The organism is Gloeotrichia echinulata CP02 (genome assembly GCA_038087035.1).
GTDB lineage: Bacteria > Cyanobacteriota > Cyanobacteriia > Cyanobacteriales > Nostocaceae > Gloeotrichia > Gloeotrichia echinulata.
This window is the reverse complement of record CP051187.1, coordinates 3203260-3218442: the sequence shown is the minus strand read 5'-3', so window position 1 is coordinate 3218442 and position 15183 is coordinate 3203260. Positions and strand designations below refer to the sequence as shown.

The window sequence follows — 15183 nt, the reverse complement described above, 5'->3', positions numbered from 1 at the left end:
GAAGATTAATAAGATTATTTTCTGAAGTAGAACATTCTGTATGCTGTGGCTCTACAATTACTTTAGCTGACATCGCAGTCATCATTGACAATAACTATACTGCATTTTTAGGCATCAAGCTACTAATTGGCTGCTTCTCAAGACAGTCATATCTTGAAAACACGAGTATCTGGCTAAAATCAGAAGAAATATGGCAAGTTCAACTATTTTTCAGATAAATCCTTATATTATCGGTCGTCCCATTCACGTTCACGAACCGGAATTGTTTATCGGGAGAAAAGGGGTTTTCCAATTTATAGAGGAAAATCTGAAGCAAGGTAATCAAGTTATCTTGTTACCTGGTGAACGGCGGATTGGTAAGTCGTCATTACTCAAACAAATTCCTAATTTTGTGACGCTGACTGATTTTGTTTTTGTTCCTTTTGATTTAGAATACCATAACCCAGAACCCCTGAGTACGGTATTACAATATCTCGCAACAGAAATTACAGATTACTGTAACCAGAATTTAAATCAAGTCACACCGCCAACAACTCAAGAGTTAGAAAATAATCTAGATATCTTTACTGACAAATTTTTACCCCAAATTTATCAAGCATTGGGGGGAAAAAAACTAGTTTTATTATTGGATGAATTTGATAGCTTTACTACAGGTAATTCTCAATCAGCAGTAAAAAAATTTTTTCCATATTTAAAATCTATTATTGGTTCACAGCTTGGACTGTTTATTATTATTGGCTTGGGTCGGAATGCGTCAGATTTGACCAAATTACAGAAATTATTTAAAGAACCGCCTTACTACAAAATTGGTTTACTCGATGATGCGGATGGGAAGACACTCATTACTCAACCGGCTCAGGGAAGACTAAAATACAGCGAAGATGCGCTCCAAGCAATTCTAGAACTGTCAGGAGGACATCCCTATTTTATTCAAATAATCTGCTTTACTATTTTTGGACACGCCAGAAATCAAGAGGAATGGAATGTTACTCGTAAAGATGTTGAAAGTATTATAAATAAAGCCATTGAAAGTGCCGAAGGTGGTTTTTCATGGTTATGGGATGGATTATCTATCCCAGAACGGGTAATGTTTTCAGCTATAGCAGAAACGCAAAAGGAACAGACTCCAGAAGAACCTTTTCAATTGCTGAAAAATCACGGAATTGAACGCACAAAATCTTTAAATAAGGCAAAAAAACAACTAGCAAATAGAGGTTTTTTCAATGAAAAAACCAGTCAAGTCAAAATTGAATTGCTTCGTTTATGGGTACTGCAACAACATCCTGTCCACAAACAAATCGGTGATTTAGAGAAAGTTGAACAAAAGAAAGTTAAATCTATTCATGCAGAAGCTACAAGACTATATCAAGAAGACAACAAACAAGCAGCATTAACACTATACACGCAAATTTTAGATTTTAATCCCAATGACTTCGGTAGTCTGTTGGCTTTGGCTGACGGAGACTTGGAAGATGAAAACTTTGATAAAGCTCTCGAACGTTACACGCGAGCTTACCAAGTTGACCCCTTACGCAATAAGGAGAAGCTATTACAGGCTAGAGAAATATATGCAAAAAAGTTGGTAGACGCAGGAGATTTAGAAGGTGCAAAACAGCAGTATGAAGAAGTATTAAATATTGAACCGGAAAGGCTGTCAACAAGACAAAAATTGAAGGTAGTTGAGGCGCTGCTAATTGATAATGTACATAATACTGTACCCACAGTAAGTCCTAGTTTTTCTCTACCAGAACCTATTCCACCATCACCACCACCACCTATTCAATTTATTTCATCACCACTTCGATTACTAATACAATCACCACCACTTGCAAGAAGTATTTTTTATAAACCAAATAAAATCCTGCTTTCAGATAAACGGTTATTTATATTTATCATAATATCAGCTATCTTGGGAATTTCCACAATTTCGTTAGCCATTAGTCGCGTGTCAACACGTTGTCCAGCAGGTGAAAAGAAAGAATTGGGTCTGATATGCGTAGCAAATTTGACTAAAATTACTAGGGGAGAAATTACTTTATTTCCGACTATTAGTAATACCAACAGAGATAAAGGTATTGAAGCTTATAAACAAGGAAATTATGCAGACGCGGTTAACTTGTTTCGAGATGCTGTAAAAGATGCTAAGAATGATCCAGAAGTGTTGATTTACTACAACAATGCTTTGGCTCGTAGCAAAGGTTCTCCCATCACTTTAGCAGTAGTTGTCCCAGTAGATAATAATTCTACAGGCAAAGCTCAAGAAATTTTGCGGGGTGTCGCACAGGCGCAAAATCAGTTTAATCAGAAAAATGGGTTAAATGGTCGCTTATTAGAAATTGCGATCGCTAAGGATGGTACTAAAGAAAAAGATCCACAATTCGCAACGTCTCAACAAGTAGTTCAGGAACTGCTGAAACACGAAGATATACTGGGAGTGATAGGAAACAACTCTAGCGATACTACCCAAGATGCACTATCGGCATACGAAAATACTAAAATGCCTGTCATATCTTCTACCAGTACAAGTATTTCTCAGTCTAGTAAATTCTTCTTTAGAACAGTTCCATCTGACGCAGCATCGGGGAGGAAACTAGCTGAATATGCGATAAAATCTGGCTTGAGAAAAACTGTGATTTTTTCTAAAAAAGATAGCACATACAGTAGTAGCTTGAGCAAGGAGTTTACAGACAACTTTGAAAGATTACGCGGTGAGGTTGTTGGAAACCAGACACTAGATTCTGAGGAAGTGATACCAGTAAGTAAATATCAAGCACAAGCAGTTGTGTTGTTCCCAGACGCTGCTCAGATTTCTCAAGCAGTCGGAATTGCTCGTTTAACAATTAATCCCCAAAACCAACAGCAGTCAGGAATAAAATTGTTAGGTGGGGATACTTTATATAGTCAAGAAATCTTAAATAAAGAAGAAGATAGAAAAGCTGTTGAAGGTTTAGTTTTAGTTGTCCCCTGGTTTAGGGACGAAGCACCAGCGAAAAATTTTGCTAAATCAGCACAACAGCAATGGGGAGCGCCAGTAAGTTGGCGCACCGCTACTAGCTATGATGCGACTCAAGCTTTTATTAAAGCTATTCAAAATACGTCTACAAATCTGTCACGAGAAACAGTTCTACAAGCACTGCGACAGGTCAATCTTTCCCCCAATGAAACTTCCGGGGGAAATTTACAGTTTACTCCCGACGGAGAACGCCAAAGCGAACCCGTCCTTGTTCAGGTGAAGGATGGTAAATTTACCACAGTTCCATGAGTTATATCATGTTCGGGTAAACAGTTATTATAAAAGCTCACGCAAAGGCGCATTCGCGGAGCGTCTCGCAGAGAAGGCGCAAAGAAGTCTCCCAAGTTTTTATCGTAACTAATTAGACGAACCTGATATTACAGCAAATTTCATTGATTTTAACCACAGACCTTCGTAGGGGGCGCAAGGCCTTGCGCCCTTACCATGTGGTATATTTACTCAGCACTATTGACAATCAGGTTGGTCAAAGCATCGATCACGCGATCGCTCTCGATTGGTATAATTTCCTTACCATGCATCACATCCTGAACAATATGAAAATGTACCAATGACCCAAACATAATCGCCCCTACTGCTTCTGGGTCTTTTATATTTAGTTCAGGATGACTAGCCAAATATTGGCTCAGAGTTTCTATCACCGGTTTCATCATCGCCCGCACACAGATCTGTGCTAACTCCGGAAACCGGCCAGACTCCCCAATTAACACGCGCATAAATGCACTATGTTCTTGGTCTGTAGCCATCTGCTGTAATGCTTTGGTTCCTAACTGACGCAGTACGGTTGCTGGTTCTCCCTTCGGCGCTTCTGTCCCAAAAAGTATTTTAAACTTTTTCCGTGCCAGTTGCTCAATGAGTTCTTTAAAAAGTCCTTCTTTATCTTGAAATTTACTGTACACTGTCGCCTTAGAAACACCCGCAGCTACAGCTACTTTGTCCATACTGGTACCAGAGTAGCCATGTTTGAGAAACTCCTGCATCGCCCCTTGCAGAATTTTCTCTACTTTATCAGCGGAACTATCCCGATCTACTGCGTCAACTTTTAGGTGTGCCATTTATCAATCAACCCTTCTTATAAATCATCTTATATATAGATGAGCGAGTAAGGAGTAAGGAGTAATGAGTAAGGAGTAAGGAGTAAGGAGTAATGAGTAAGGAGTAATGAGTAATGAGTAATGAGTAATGAGTAATGAGTAATGAGTAATGAGTAATGAGTAATGAGTAATGAGTAATGAGTAATGAGTCGCGAATGGCTATGTGAGAACGATTGTGGGTAGGGGCGCAAGGCTTGCGCCCCGGAAGATTATGCAACGACGCCAAAAACTCTGATTTTTCGGGCTAATTAGGGGTTATACCTACCATTCCCGACTTGGTATCCTAGTGGATAAGGGGGCTGGGGAGTTAGGTTTTCCCTTGATTTTTCCACATGACCCGAAAAGTCAGGTCAACTCCTAATTCCTCACTACCCATACCCCTTGACTAAACTACTCCGTTTAGTTTAGCATAAATTAGACTAGACAGTTTAGTTCAATTTGTTTGTCGCCGAAAAGAGGGGAATCATATGGCGCAGAACTGGAATTTAGAAGGTTTACGGTCTTATCAGACGTTTTTCAAATCGCCTGCCAACATAGCAATAATTACAGCTTTCGCGGCGATTGGAATCAGTATTTATACAGTCAAGAATTTCCAGAATACTTCTAATAAAAAGCAATTACCAGTAGTACCAATTCAGGCTGTGGTAAAAACCGTTACTGCCTTGGGGCGACTAGAACCCAACGGGGAAGTAATTAAACTGTCTGCGCCCACGACTGGAGAAGGGAATCGGGTTGAGCAACTGTTGGTGAAAGAAGGCGATCGCGTCAAGGTTGGAGAGGTAATTGCGATCATGGATAGTCGCGATCGCCTCCAAGCCAGTTTGGGTGAAGCTCAAGAACAAGTCCAAGTAGCAAAATCTCGTTTGGCGCAGGTAAAAGCAGGCGCCAAACAAGGAGAACTGGGGGCGCGAAGTGCTACGGTGAACCGTCTACAAGCGGAACTACAAGGAAATATCAAAACTCTGCAAGCGACAATTAACCGCCTAGAAGCAGAACTCCAAGGACAAAAACAGCAGCTACAAGCCACAGTGGCGCGTGTCGCAGCCGAGAAACGTAACGCCCAAGCTGATGTGCAACGCTACGAGACTTTATACAAACAAGGGGCGATTTCCAGTCAAGAAGTTGACCGCAGGCGTTTAAATGCAGAAACTTCCACACAAGAGGTAATCGAAAGCCAAGCCACCCAGAAAAGAACTATCGCCACCCTAGAACAGCAAATTAACGAAGCCAAAGCCAACCGCGATAAAACCATCGCCACCCTAGAACAGCAAGTTAACGAAGCCAAAGCCACCCTCAACCAAACCGCTGAAGTTCGTCCTACAGATGTCGCCAACGCCGAAGCAGAGGTAAACAGCGCCCAAGCCACCGTCAAACGCATTCAAGCACAACTAAATCAAGCATATATCCGCGCACCCAAAGCCGGACAAATTCTCAAAATTAATACACGTCCTGGAGAAACCGTTGGTAATGACGGGATTGTGAATCTCGGTCAAACCGACCAAATGTATGCAGTCGCCGAAGTCTACCAAAGTGATATTAACAAAGTGCGGCCAGGGCAAAAAGTCAAGGTGAGCAGCGATTCCCTTGCTGGTGAATTACAGGGAACCGTTGATTGGATTGGATTGGAAGTCCAGCGCCAGAATATCATCAACAGCGACCCCTCCAGCAATTTGGATACCAGAATCGTAGAAGTCCATGTGCGGCTGGATAAACCATCTAGTCAAAAAGCTAGCCAGTTTACTAATTTGCAAATCAAGGCGGTAATTGAACTATGATTGGATTTATCCAACAACTGGGGCGACGAACCCCTTTAGGATGGCTACAACTGAGTCATGAAAGAAGTAGGCTATTAGTAGCATTATCAGGTATTGCCTTTGCTGATTTGCTGATGTTCATGCAGCTAGGGTTTCAGTCAGCTTTGTTTGACAGTAACACCAGATTGCATAACAGTATGAATGCTGACATCTTTTTAATCAGTCCCCAAGCACGTAACTTGGCAAATATGTCCACCTTTACCCGGCGGCGATTATATCAAGCAATGGATGTCCAGGGGGTCAAATCTGCAACAGGATTGTATGTCAACTTTACTGATTGGAAGAATCCCCAGACGGGTAAAAAGACAGCAATACTAGCTATCGGCTTCGATCCTGACAAGCAAGTTTTTGACTTAGCAGAAGTCAATAGCCAAAGAGACGTTCTCAAACTACCAAATACAGTCCTTTTTGATCGGGCTTCTAGAGGAGATTATGAACAAGCCTTCGCCCAAATTGACCAAGGAAAACCCGTAACCACAGAAATCGACCGCCAGACAATTACCATCAGCGGCTTATTTAAAGTCGGCGCTTCTTTCGCCGCAGATGGTACTTTAATGACCAGTGACCAAAGCTTTCTGCGGCTATTTCCGAGACGAGAAGCCAGCAGCATCAGTGTAGGTTTACTGAAGTTACAACCAGGCTACGACCCCAAGCAGGTAACAGCAGCTTTACAATCTCAGCTAGGTCAAGATGTCAAAGTATTGACCAAAGAAGAATTTATTGAAGTTGAAAAATATTACTGGCAAACAAATACCGCCATCGGCTTTATCTTCAGTTTAGGTGTGTCGATGGGCTTCATGGTAGGCGTAATTATAGTTTACCAAGTTCTGTCTACAGATGTCAATGCCCACATCAAAGAATACGCCACCTTCAAAGCAATGGGGTATAACAATTTCTACCTCTTAGGCGTGGTATTTGAAGAAGCAATCATTCTCGCCATATTAGGCTTTTTACCTGGATTGGGCGTATCATTTGGACTTTATAACTTGACAAGAAATGCCACAAACTTACCACTATTGATGACCTTAGCACGGGCAAGTCAAGTGCTGGTAATGACTATAATTATGTGTATGATTTCCGGTGCGATCGCCACTCGTAAAGTTCAATCAGCCGACCCCGCTGATATGTTTTAAAATTGGTCATTTGTCATTTGTCATTTGTCATTGGTCATTTGTCATTGGTCATTGGTCATTTGTCATTGGTCATTGGTCATTTGTCTCTGAATCCCCAATCCCCAATCCCCAATCCCCAATCCCTATGTCTTCCGTAATCTCTATCAAAAATCTCGACCACTACTTTGGTAACGGTCAACTGCGTAAGCAAGTTCTGTTTGATATCAACTTAGAAATTAACGCCGGCGAAATTATCATTATGACTGGGCCATCTGGTTCGGGTAAGACAACACTTTTAACCTTAGTAGGTGGATTGCGTTCTGCTCAATCTGGTAGTTTGCAAGTATTGGGACAAGAACTTTGTGGCGCAACTGGAGGGAAATTAACCGAGGCGCGGCGCAGTCACGGTTATATATTCCAAGCGCATAACTTACATGGTAGTTTAACCGCAATCCAGAACGTGAGAATGGGTTTGGAATTGCACAAGAATATTTCCCCACAAGAAATGAAAACCCGGTCAGCCCAGATGCTGGAAGAGGTAGGATTAGGAAATCGTCTCAATTACTATCCTGATGACTTATCAGGAGGACAAAAACAAAGAGTTGCGATCGCTCGTGCTTTAGTCAGTCGTCCGAAAATTGTCTTAGCGGATGAACCAACAGCAGCGCTTGATAGTAAATCGGGGCGAGATGTGGTCAATTTAATGCAAAAACTCGCAAAAGAACAAGGTTGTACGATTCTACTCGTTACCCATGACAACCGCATTCTCGACATAGCCGATCGCATTGTTCACATGGAAGATGGTAAATTAGCAAATGACATGGCTATTGCCTCTGCAGTATAAAAAAACAGATACCGTGCCCTGTCGTAGGGGCACGGCGTCCAAAATCTTTTCAAATAGTAGATAATCTTATTGATGCCGTGCCCCTAAAGGATTGGTGGTTTCAAAAATATAAACCCAAATCTAATTGTTCATGTTGATCATGCGAAGGATTTTCTTCGTCCTCTGCCCACTGATATGGATTATTGATAATATATTCGCGAACATTATGCAATCCCTCCCGGCGGATAATGCTTTCATAATAATCGCGTTGCCAAATGGGCGGATATGATGTTTTCCGCATCAGGTTAATTCGTTTGGTTACAGCTGATTTAAAAGAACGAATGACTGTAGGGATAGAACCAGCAACAGGTTGACTAAATTGTTCTGTTGTTGGGGAATTCGTATTCTGTAGGGGCACGAAGTCTGGAATTTCTGGGTTGAGTGAACAACGTTGTTCATGCCGTGCCCCTAAATCTGTGATGATGAGAATACCGTGCAGATGATTTGGCATGATAACAAAAGCATCTAATTGGATTTGGGAAAAACGACGCGGAAGAGCTTGCCAAAAGGTTTGAGCAATGAACCCCAATTGATTATATCGCATTTCCCTATTTACCACATCGCCAAACCAACATTGCTTTTTATAAGTACAAATGGTTATGAAATATGCACCAATTTGGGTATAGTCATATCCTCGTAAACGAATAGAACGGCGATGATGTATTTTAGGGTTATATGCCATCCCAATTACATTCTGTAAAAATCAACAACAAATATATACCAATATATATTGTATTCCCCAGACCCAGTAGGGGCACGGCATCAGTGATATTATCCACCAAACTAAAATATTACTGTCGCCGTGCCCCGACCATTGATGATACTGCAACAATTCTTATCCACCAAACTAAAATATTACTGTCGCCGTGCCCCGACCATTGATGATACTGCAACAATTCTTATCCACCAAACTAAAATATTACTGTCGCCGTGCCCCGACCATTGATGATACTGCAACAATTCTTATCCACCAAACTAAAATATTACTGTCGCCGTGCCCCGACCATTGATGATACTGCAACAATTCTTATCCACCAAACTAAAATATTACTGTCGCCGTGCCCCGACCATTGATGATACTGCAACAATTCTTATCCACCAAACTAAAATATTACTGTCGCCGTGCCCCGACCATTGATGATACTGCAACAATTCTTATCCACCAAACTAAAATATTACTGTCGCCGTGCCCCGACCATTGATGATACTGCAACAATTCTTATCCACCAAACCAAAATATTACTGTCGCCGTGCCCCGACCATTGATGATACTGCAACAATTCTTATCCACCAAACCAAAATATTACTGTCGCCGTGCCCCGACCATTGATGATACTGCAACAATTCTTATCCACCAAACCAAAATATTACTGTCGCCGTGCCCCGACCATTGATGATACTGCAACAATTCTTATCCACCAAACCAAAATATTACTGTCGCCGTGCCCCGACCATTGATGATACTGCAACAATTCTTATCCACCAAACCAAAATATTACTGTCGCCGTGCCCCGACCATTGATCTTGGTGGAACTACTCCCTTCCCGGTCTAAGATTACCTATAATTTTCCTTCTTCTCTGCGTTCGCGTAGCGTGTCGAAGACAGACGCTCCGCGAATGCGCCTTCTCTGCGTTCGCGTAGCGTGTCGAAGACAGACGCTCCGCGAATGCGCCTTCCCTACGGGACGCTTCGCGAATGCGTGAGATCAAAATTATTTCCCTACGGGACGCTCCGCGAACGGTAATCTTCCAGCGGTTCGGGAGTAATCGCTATTTGGTCACATATTTATCGACGTGTATCGGCGGTTAATTCATGATTGTGTTGATTTAAACTAATCATTAAATTTTGAGAATTATTTCTAAAAGTGTAGTAGTTTATCAACTTCAATAAATAACATAATTTAACTCTGATTGTTGGCGCTGTTACAAACCGTCTTTGTTAAAGAGTTTAATATACCTACATCCTTACACCTTAACAAAACAAAAGTAATTGACTTAAGGTATAAGTTTTTCATTTTGTGAGAAAGACTTTTTTCTCATGTCCAGCTAAATTATGTGATGTCATGGAATCGTTAAAAAATCAATTCATTTTTTCAAGGTAATAGTCCGCGATAAAACCACAGAAAATTAACATGAAGTAAGTCAGTTTTTCTGCGCCACTAGTAAGAGGTAATCTATGGTGCAAAATTCCAAGATAGGGTACACATTGTCCCCTAAATCTATTCTGCGTCCATCCATTATTATAGGTATAGTTTCATCTTTACTGGTTTGTGGAATCAGCTTTTATACAGTCAAACGCTGGCAATATTTCGGCAATTCAGAAACACAATCAACCGCAACAAAATTGCCAGAAATTACAACTGTGACAGCCCTGGGAAGCCTAGAACCAAAAGGAGAAGTAATTAAACTTTCTGCTACCGTATCTGCGGAAGGGAGTAGAGTAGAGCAGTTATTAGTCAAGGAAGGAGATACAGTCAAAAAAGGGCAGGTAATTGCTATTTTAGACAGTCGCGATCGCCTGCAAGCAGCCTTAAAAGAAGCACAGGCACAAGTGAAAGTATCACAGGCGAATCTCGCTAAAACGCAAGCAGGCCCTAAACGCGGTGAAATCACAGCCCAAAAAGCAACCATCAGCCGCCTAGAAGCTGAACGCCTTGGCGATATCGAGGCGCAAATAGCCACAGTTGCACGCTTACAAGCCACTGCGAAAAACGCCGCAGCCGAAGACAAACGCTATCAGCAACTCTATCAAGAAGGAGCAATTTCCGCCTCCCAACAGGAAAGCAAACGCTTAACCCTGGAAACTACCCACAAAAGCCTGGAACAAGAACAAGCACAGTTGAAACGTATCCAGTCAGCCAGCCAGCAAAAACTCCAAGAAGCCAAAGCCAACCTAGATCGGATTACAGAAGTCCCAGCAGTAGATATAGAACTTGCCCAAGCAGAAGTCAATCGTGCCGTAGCAGCCATGAATCGTGCCAAAACAAATTTACAACAAGCCTACGTGCGATCGCCCCAAGATGGACAAGTATTTGAGATCCACACCCGTCCTGGAGAATTGGTATCAGATGATGGTATTGCTAATATTGGACAAACCAACCAAATGTACGTCGTCGCCGAAGTTTACGAAAGCGACATCAGCAAAGTTCATCCAGGACAGCGGGTACGAGTAATCAATGATTTCTTACCAAGCGAATTGCGCGGAACAGTTGATAGTCTTGGCTTACAAGTACGTCGCCAGAACGTGATCAACTCCGACCCCTCCAGCAATATTGACGGTAGAGTCATTACAGTTCATATCCGACTTGATGAAACCTCTAGTCAGAAAGCTGCCAAGTTTACCAATATGCAAGTCAAGGTGGTAATTCAATTTTGACAGGGATTGGGGATTGGGGATTGGGGATTGGAGTTTTAGGTTACATATAGATTTCCCGTAAGGGCACGGCATTGCCGTGCCCCTACCAACGTATTTGTATCATACTTAAAGTGAAACGGTATTAGAACTCGAAACTTCAAGCTGGAAACTCGAAACTTCAAGCGGGGAACTCGAAACTTAAAAATAATCCACTCATCACTCATTCCCCATTCCTCATTCCCCATTCCCCATTCCCCATTCCCCATTCCTCATTACTCATTACTCATTACTCATTACTCATTCCTCATTTGATGGGACTCATCCAAAAACTGCAGCGACGAACACCTCTAGGATGGCTGCAACTAAGTCATGAAAAAAGTCGGCTTTTGGTAGCATTATCAGGTATTGCCTTTGCTGATGTTCTCATGTTCATGCAGTTTGGCTTTCAGAGTGCCCTGTATGACAGTAACACCAGATTACACCGCAGTTTGCACTCAGACATCGTTTTAATCGGTTCCCAAACCCGTAACCTGCAAAGAATCTCTACCTTTTCTCGTCGGCGATTGTACCAAGCAATGGATGTACCAGGGGTGAAGTCCGCAGAGGCGATGTATGTCAGCAATATGATCTGGAAGAATCCCCAAACACGACGAGATACGGAGATTTTAGTGATTGGGGTCAATCCAGACAAGCCAGTTTTGGATTTACCAGGAGTTAATCAACAATTGCAGGCAATCAAGCAGCCTGATACTGTTATATTTGACCGTGGTTCTAGAGGAGATTACAAACAGACCATCGCCCAAATAGAACAGGGTAAAATTGTCACTACCGAAATCGAACGCCGCACAATTCAGATTATTGGTTTATTCCAAATCGGGGCTTCCTTTGGCGCTGATGGTACATTGATGACCAGCGATGAAAACTTTTTGCGGCTATTTCCCCGGCAATTAGCCTCCAGTATTAGTGTAGGTTTGATTGAGGTGCAACCAGGTGCTGACCGAAACTTGGTGGTAGCGGGATTAAAAGCACACTTGAAAGATGATGTCAAAGTCTTGACCCGCGAAGAATTTATTGAATTTGAGAATGACTTTTGGCGGCGAAACTCCCCTATTGGATTTATTTTTAACCTGGGTGTATCAATGGGATTTTCCGTCGGGGTGATTCTCGTTTATCAAATCCTCTCCACAGATGTCAATACCCATGTCAGAGAATATGCCACCTTCAAAGCAATGGGATATCGTAATTTATACCTGCTAGGTGTCGTCTTTGAAGAAGCAGTCATTTTAGCAATGCTGGGCTTCATTCCCGGAACAGTAGTTTCTTTAGGCCTTTATTATCTAACTCGCAACGCGACAAATTTACCAATGTACATGACCGCTCTGCGAGCATTACAGGTGTTGATTTTAACTGTTATTATGTGTGCCATTTCCGGTGCGATCGCCACCCGTAAATTACGATCTGCTGACCCCGCTGATATGTTTTAGACGATGGGGAATGGAGCATACCAGGTTGTCAACGGCGGGCTAGCCCCTAAATTCTATTTATTGCGGCTAGCCGTTGGCACCTGATCGCAGTCAAGTTTCCTGCCGATAATTAATTAATTATCATGTTTCGTTATCACCATAATTACAGGAGAGACTCGATACAAAATTATACTTTTTATACAGTGCTGTGTTAGCTAAGTCTAAATGTACATTCCAAAATCAACTTTTGATTCACCAGAGAATAGGGCTGAATTGATAAAGCACGTTTAAAAGCTTTAATCGCCGCACCATACTCTCCCAAAGCGGCGTAGCACAAGCCCATACCATGTAGTGCGCCAAAATGTACAGGATTGATATGGAGAACCATCTGACAATCCGCCAAAGACTTTTTATAATCGCCAGTGCTGTAGTATAAAAAAGCTCGACGATTCCAAGCTTCGCCAAAATCGGGTTGTTCTTTGATGAGATTTGTCAGTGCGGCTTCGGCTTGAGTAGTTTCCCCAGCATCCAGTAACTTTTGACTATGCTCAATTCTTTCCAAGCCATAAATTCCCTTCTGCTGAAACCAGATCCGCCAGATTTTCTTCGTCGCCTGCTCCCTAACTGTGGCATCGGAATTTTTCAAATCTTCAAGTAAGGAATTGATAGATAAAGAATCCATGAATTTGGTCTAGGTAATTGTATCTTTATATCAACTTTCGCACAAAATTTCCTTCTCAGTCATTTTTAAAGGTATCTTTAAATTCTCTTATTGCAATTGCTAATTAGACAATTAGTATGTTATTTGTTGTCTGTATTCAAAAATACTATTTAAAATCGTTAATCCTGATGATGACAGTAAAGTTTCATACTCCATAGTCACTGTTGCAAATTTACCAATCTTGAATGACTAATCGTTCATAAAAACATTACAAAAAACAAACGACTATGCCAAAGCCAAAAAGCGTTTCGAGGCATATTGTTCTGACTTCCCATCCCAGTAGCTGCGGTCCAAAGCCGATCCCCATTCAATGGGGGGTATCAGACCCGATGCAACGCGGACCGATTATTGCTACACTGACTAAGCAGGGACATCGTAATGTCATTGGCACTCATTCTGGTAGTTATGCGGTGTATCGGGCTTTAGCAGTGGCTAGTGGTGCTTTACAGTCAGATCATCGTGCCGATTTGACCAATACATCCCCAGTCGCCCAGATTGGACCTTTCCCTAGTTGGGCTGACCCTGAAAAAATAGTTTCCCTTGACCCGTTTGGGGCGATCGCCAGTGAGGTATTCACATCTTATTACGCCAAGGGGTATGATATCCGACCAACAATCGCCATTACCCAAGCTCACATCAATATGCCGGAACTGCAAGAAGCTGTGACCAAAGGGCGCTTACAAGTTGATGGTAAAATTATGAAACCAGGCGGTGATTTAGTCGTCACCAAAGCCGCAATTGAGCCGGTGTGGTATTTACCGGGACTGGCCAAGCGCTTTGGTATTTCCGAAGCTGAGTTACGCCGCGCTTTATTTGAACAAACTGGGGGGATGTTCCCAGAATTAGTAACGCGATCCGATTTGGAAGTCTTTTTACCACCTATTGGCGGCGTAACGGTGTATATTGTCGGTGATCTAGCGGCGATCGCTGATCCCGATAAACCTGTAGCAGTCCGCGTTCATGATGAATGCAACGGTTCTGATGTCTTTGGTTCCGACATCTGCACCTGTCGCCCCTATTTGGTACATGGGATTGAGGTATGTGTAGAAACAGCCCAGATGGGGGGTGTGGGTGTAATTGTCTATTGTCGCAAAGAAGGACGCGCCCTGGGTGAAGTGACTAAATTCCTAGTTTACAATGCCCGCAAGCGTCAAGAAGGAGGCGATCGCGCTGATGCATATTTTGCCCGTACAGAATGTGTCGCGGGTGTGCAAGATATGCGGATGCAAGAATTGATGCCCGATGTGTTGCACTGGTTGGGTATTACCCGCATTGACCGGATGGTATCGATGAGTAATATGAAGTACAACGCTATTACTCAGGCGGGGATTGAGATTGTCGAACGGGTGCCAATTCCCGAAGAGTTGATTCCCCAAGATGCACGGGTAGAAATTGAAGCGAAAAAAGCCGCTGGTTATTATACCACAGGAGATGTTTTAGATACAGATGGTTTGTCCCAAGTCAAGGGGCGAAACTTGGTAGATTAATCTCCTAGTCAACCAATTTTGGATTTTAGATTTGCGTTAGCGACGTAGGAGCGTCTTTTGGATTTTTACAGACACATGGAGTCTTGCTCGTACCCCAAAAATCTAAAATCCAAAATCCAAAATCTAAAATTCGGAGGGTCAAGTCCGTAGGGTGCGTCAGAAATGAGAAAACTTGGGTTGGGTACTGATACCGTTTCACTTTAAGTATGATACAAATACGTTG

General features: G+C 42.4%; 12 protein-coding genes. 7 read left to right on the top strand and 5 right to left on the bottom strand.

The features are described 5' to 3' along the window. Positions 1 to 190: 190 nt before the first annotated feature. Positions 191 to 3262, top strand: a complete 3072-nt coding sequence (locus HEQ19_14340; protein WYM00525.1) for an ABC transporter substrate-binding protein — start codon at positions 191 to 193, stop codon at positions 3260 to 3262. Positions 3263 to 3468: 206 nt separating this feature from the next. Here the strand turns inward: HEQ19_14340 and HEQ19_14335 are convergent, their stop codons facing one another. Beyond that, entirely contained in the window at positions 3469 to 4086 is a 618-nt protein-coding gene (locus HEQ19_14335; GenBank protein ID WYM00524.1) for a TetR/AcrR family transcriptional regulator, read from the bottom strand. A 7-nt stretch (positions 4087 to 4093) separates the two neighbouring features. After that, on the bottom strand, positions 4094 to 4351 hold the full coding sequence (locus HEQ19_14330) for a hypothetical protein (GenBank protein ID WYM03410.2): 258 nt from the start codon (positions 4349 to 4351) through the stop codon (positions 4094 to 4096). Between the two features lie 241 nt (positions 4352 to 4592). Between HEQ19_14330 and HEQ19_14325 the strand changes: the two genes are divergently transcribed. The 3 genes from HEQ19_14325 to HEQ19_14315 all read left to right on the top strand — a co-directional run bounded on the left by HEQ19_14325 (position 4593) and on the right by HEQ19_14315 (position 7895). Further along, the gene (locus HEQ19_14325) at positions 4593 to 5900 is read left to right on the top strand and encodes an ABC exporter membrane fusion protein (GenBank protein WYM00523.1); all 1308 of its coding nucleotides are present in this window, start codon (positions 4593 to 4595) and stop codon (positions 5898 to 5900) included. Then, positions 5897 to 7072, top strand: a complete 1176-nt coding sequence (gene devC, locus HEQ19_14320) for an ABC transporter permease DevC (GenBank protein ID WYM00522.1) — start codon at positions 5897 to 5899, stop codon at positions 7070 to 7072. The genes HEQ19_14325 and devC (HEQ19_14320) overlap by 4 nt, the downstream gene beginning before the upstream one ends. 124 nt (positions 7073 to 7196) lie before the next feature. Beyond that, a complete protein-coding gene (locus HEQ19_14315) occupies positions 7197 to 7895 on the top strand; it encodes a DevA family ABC transporter ATP-binding protein (protein ID WYM03409.1) in 699 nt (232 codons plus the stop codon). A 100-nt stretch (positions 7896 to 7995) separates the two neighbouring features. Here the strand turns inward: HEQ19_14315 and HEQ19_14310 are convergent, their stop codons facing one another. Next, positions 7996 to 8616 (bottom strand): transposase, encoded by a 621-nt coding sequence (locus tag HEQ19_14310; protein WYM00521.1) that lies wholly within the window; start codon positions 8614 to 8616, stop codon positions 7996 to 7998. A 1494-nt stretch (positions 8617 to 10110) separates the two neighbouring features. Between HEQ19_14310 and HEQ19_14305 the strand changes: the two genes are divergently transcribed. Continuing rightward, positions 10111 to 11310, top strand: a complete 1200-nt coding sequence (locus tag HEQ19_14305; GenBank protein ID WYM03408.2) for an ABC exporter membrane fusion protein — start codon at positions 10111 to 10113, stop codon at positions 11308 to 11310. A 35-nt stretch (positions 11311 to 11345) separates the two neighbouring features. Here HEQ19_14305 and HEQ19_14300 read toward each other — a convergent pair whose 3' ends face one another. Next, positions 11346 to 11555, bottom strand: coding sequence for a hypothetical protein (locus tag HEQ19_14300; GenBank protein WYM00520.1), 210 nt, complete (start codon positions 11553 to 11555; stop codon positions 11346 to 11348). Positions 11556 to 11600: 45 nt separating this feature from the next. Here HEQ19_14300 and devC (HEQ19_14295) point away from each other — a divergent pair, with 45 nt between their 5' ends. Continuing rightward, complete coding sequence (gene devC / locus HEQ19_14295; protein ID WYM03407.1) at positions 11601 to 12773, top strand: ABC transporter permease DevC; 1173 nt, start codon at positions 11601 to 11603, stop codon at positions 12771 to 12773. Between the two features lie 190 nt (positions 12774 to 12963). On the opposite strand, the gene HEQ19_14290 is transcribed toward devC (HEQ19_14295), so the two are convergent. After that, complete coding sequence (locus tag HEQ19_14290; GenBank protein WYM00519.1) at positions 12964 to 13434, bottom strand: tetratricopeptide repeat protein; 471 nt, start codon at positions 13432 to 13434, stop codon at positions 12964 to 12966. A gap of 266 nt (positions 13435 to 13700) precedes the next feature. Between HEQ19_14290 and HEQ19_14285 the strand changes: the two genes are divergently transcribed. Further along, positions 13701 to 14960, top strand: a complete 1260-nt coding sequence (locus HEQ19_14285; protein WYM00518.1) for a GTP cyclohydrolase II — start codon at positions 13701 to 13703, stop codon at positions 14958 to 14960. Positions 14961 to 15183: the final 223 nt, after the last annotated feature.

Bases quoted from the DNA above. Each gene is read 5' to 3' on its own strand.
- HEQ19_14340 (WYM00525.1), top strand. From the start codon at position 191: ATGGCAAGTTCAACTATTTTTCAGATAAATCCTTATATTATCGGTCGT.
- HEQ19_14335 (WYM00524.1), bottom strand. From the start codon at position 4,086: ATGGCACACCTAAAAGTTGACGCAGTAGATCGGGATAGTTCCGCTGAT.
- HEQ19_14325 (WYM00523.1), top strand. From the start codon at position 4,593: ATGGCGCAGAACTGGAATTTAGAAGGTTTACGGTCTTATCAGACGTTT.
- devC (WYM00522.1), top strand. From the start codon at position 5,897: ATGATTGGATTTATCCAACAACTGGGGCGACGAACCCCTTTAGGATGG.
- HEQ19_14315 (WYM03409.1), top strand. From the start codon at position 7,197: ATGTCTTCCGTAATCTCTATCAAAAATCTCGACCACTACTTTGGTAAC.
- HEQ19_14310 (WYM00521.1), bottom strand. From the start codon at position 8,616: ATGGCATATAACCCTAAAATACATCATCGCCGTTCTATTCGTTTACGA.
- HEQ19_14305 (WYM03408.2), top strand. From the start codon at position 10,111: ATGGTGCAAAATTCCAAGATAGGGTACACATTGTCCCCTAAATCTATT.
- HEQ19_14300 (WYM00520.1), bottom strand. From the start codon at position 11,555: ATGGGGAATGGGGAATGGGGAATGGGGAATGAGGAATGGGGAATGAGT.
- devC (WYM03407.1), top strand. From the start codon at position 11,601: ATGGGACTCATCCAAAAACTGCAGCGACGAACACCTCTAGGATGGCTG.
- HEQ19_14290 (WYM00519.1), bottom strand. From the start codon at position 13,434: ATGGATTCTTTATCTATCAATTCCTTACTTGAAGATTTGAAAAATTCC.
- HEQ19_14285 (WYM00518.1), top strand. From the start codon at position 13,701: ATGCCAAAGCCAAAAAGCGTTTCGAGGCATATTGTTCTGACTTCCCAT.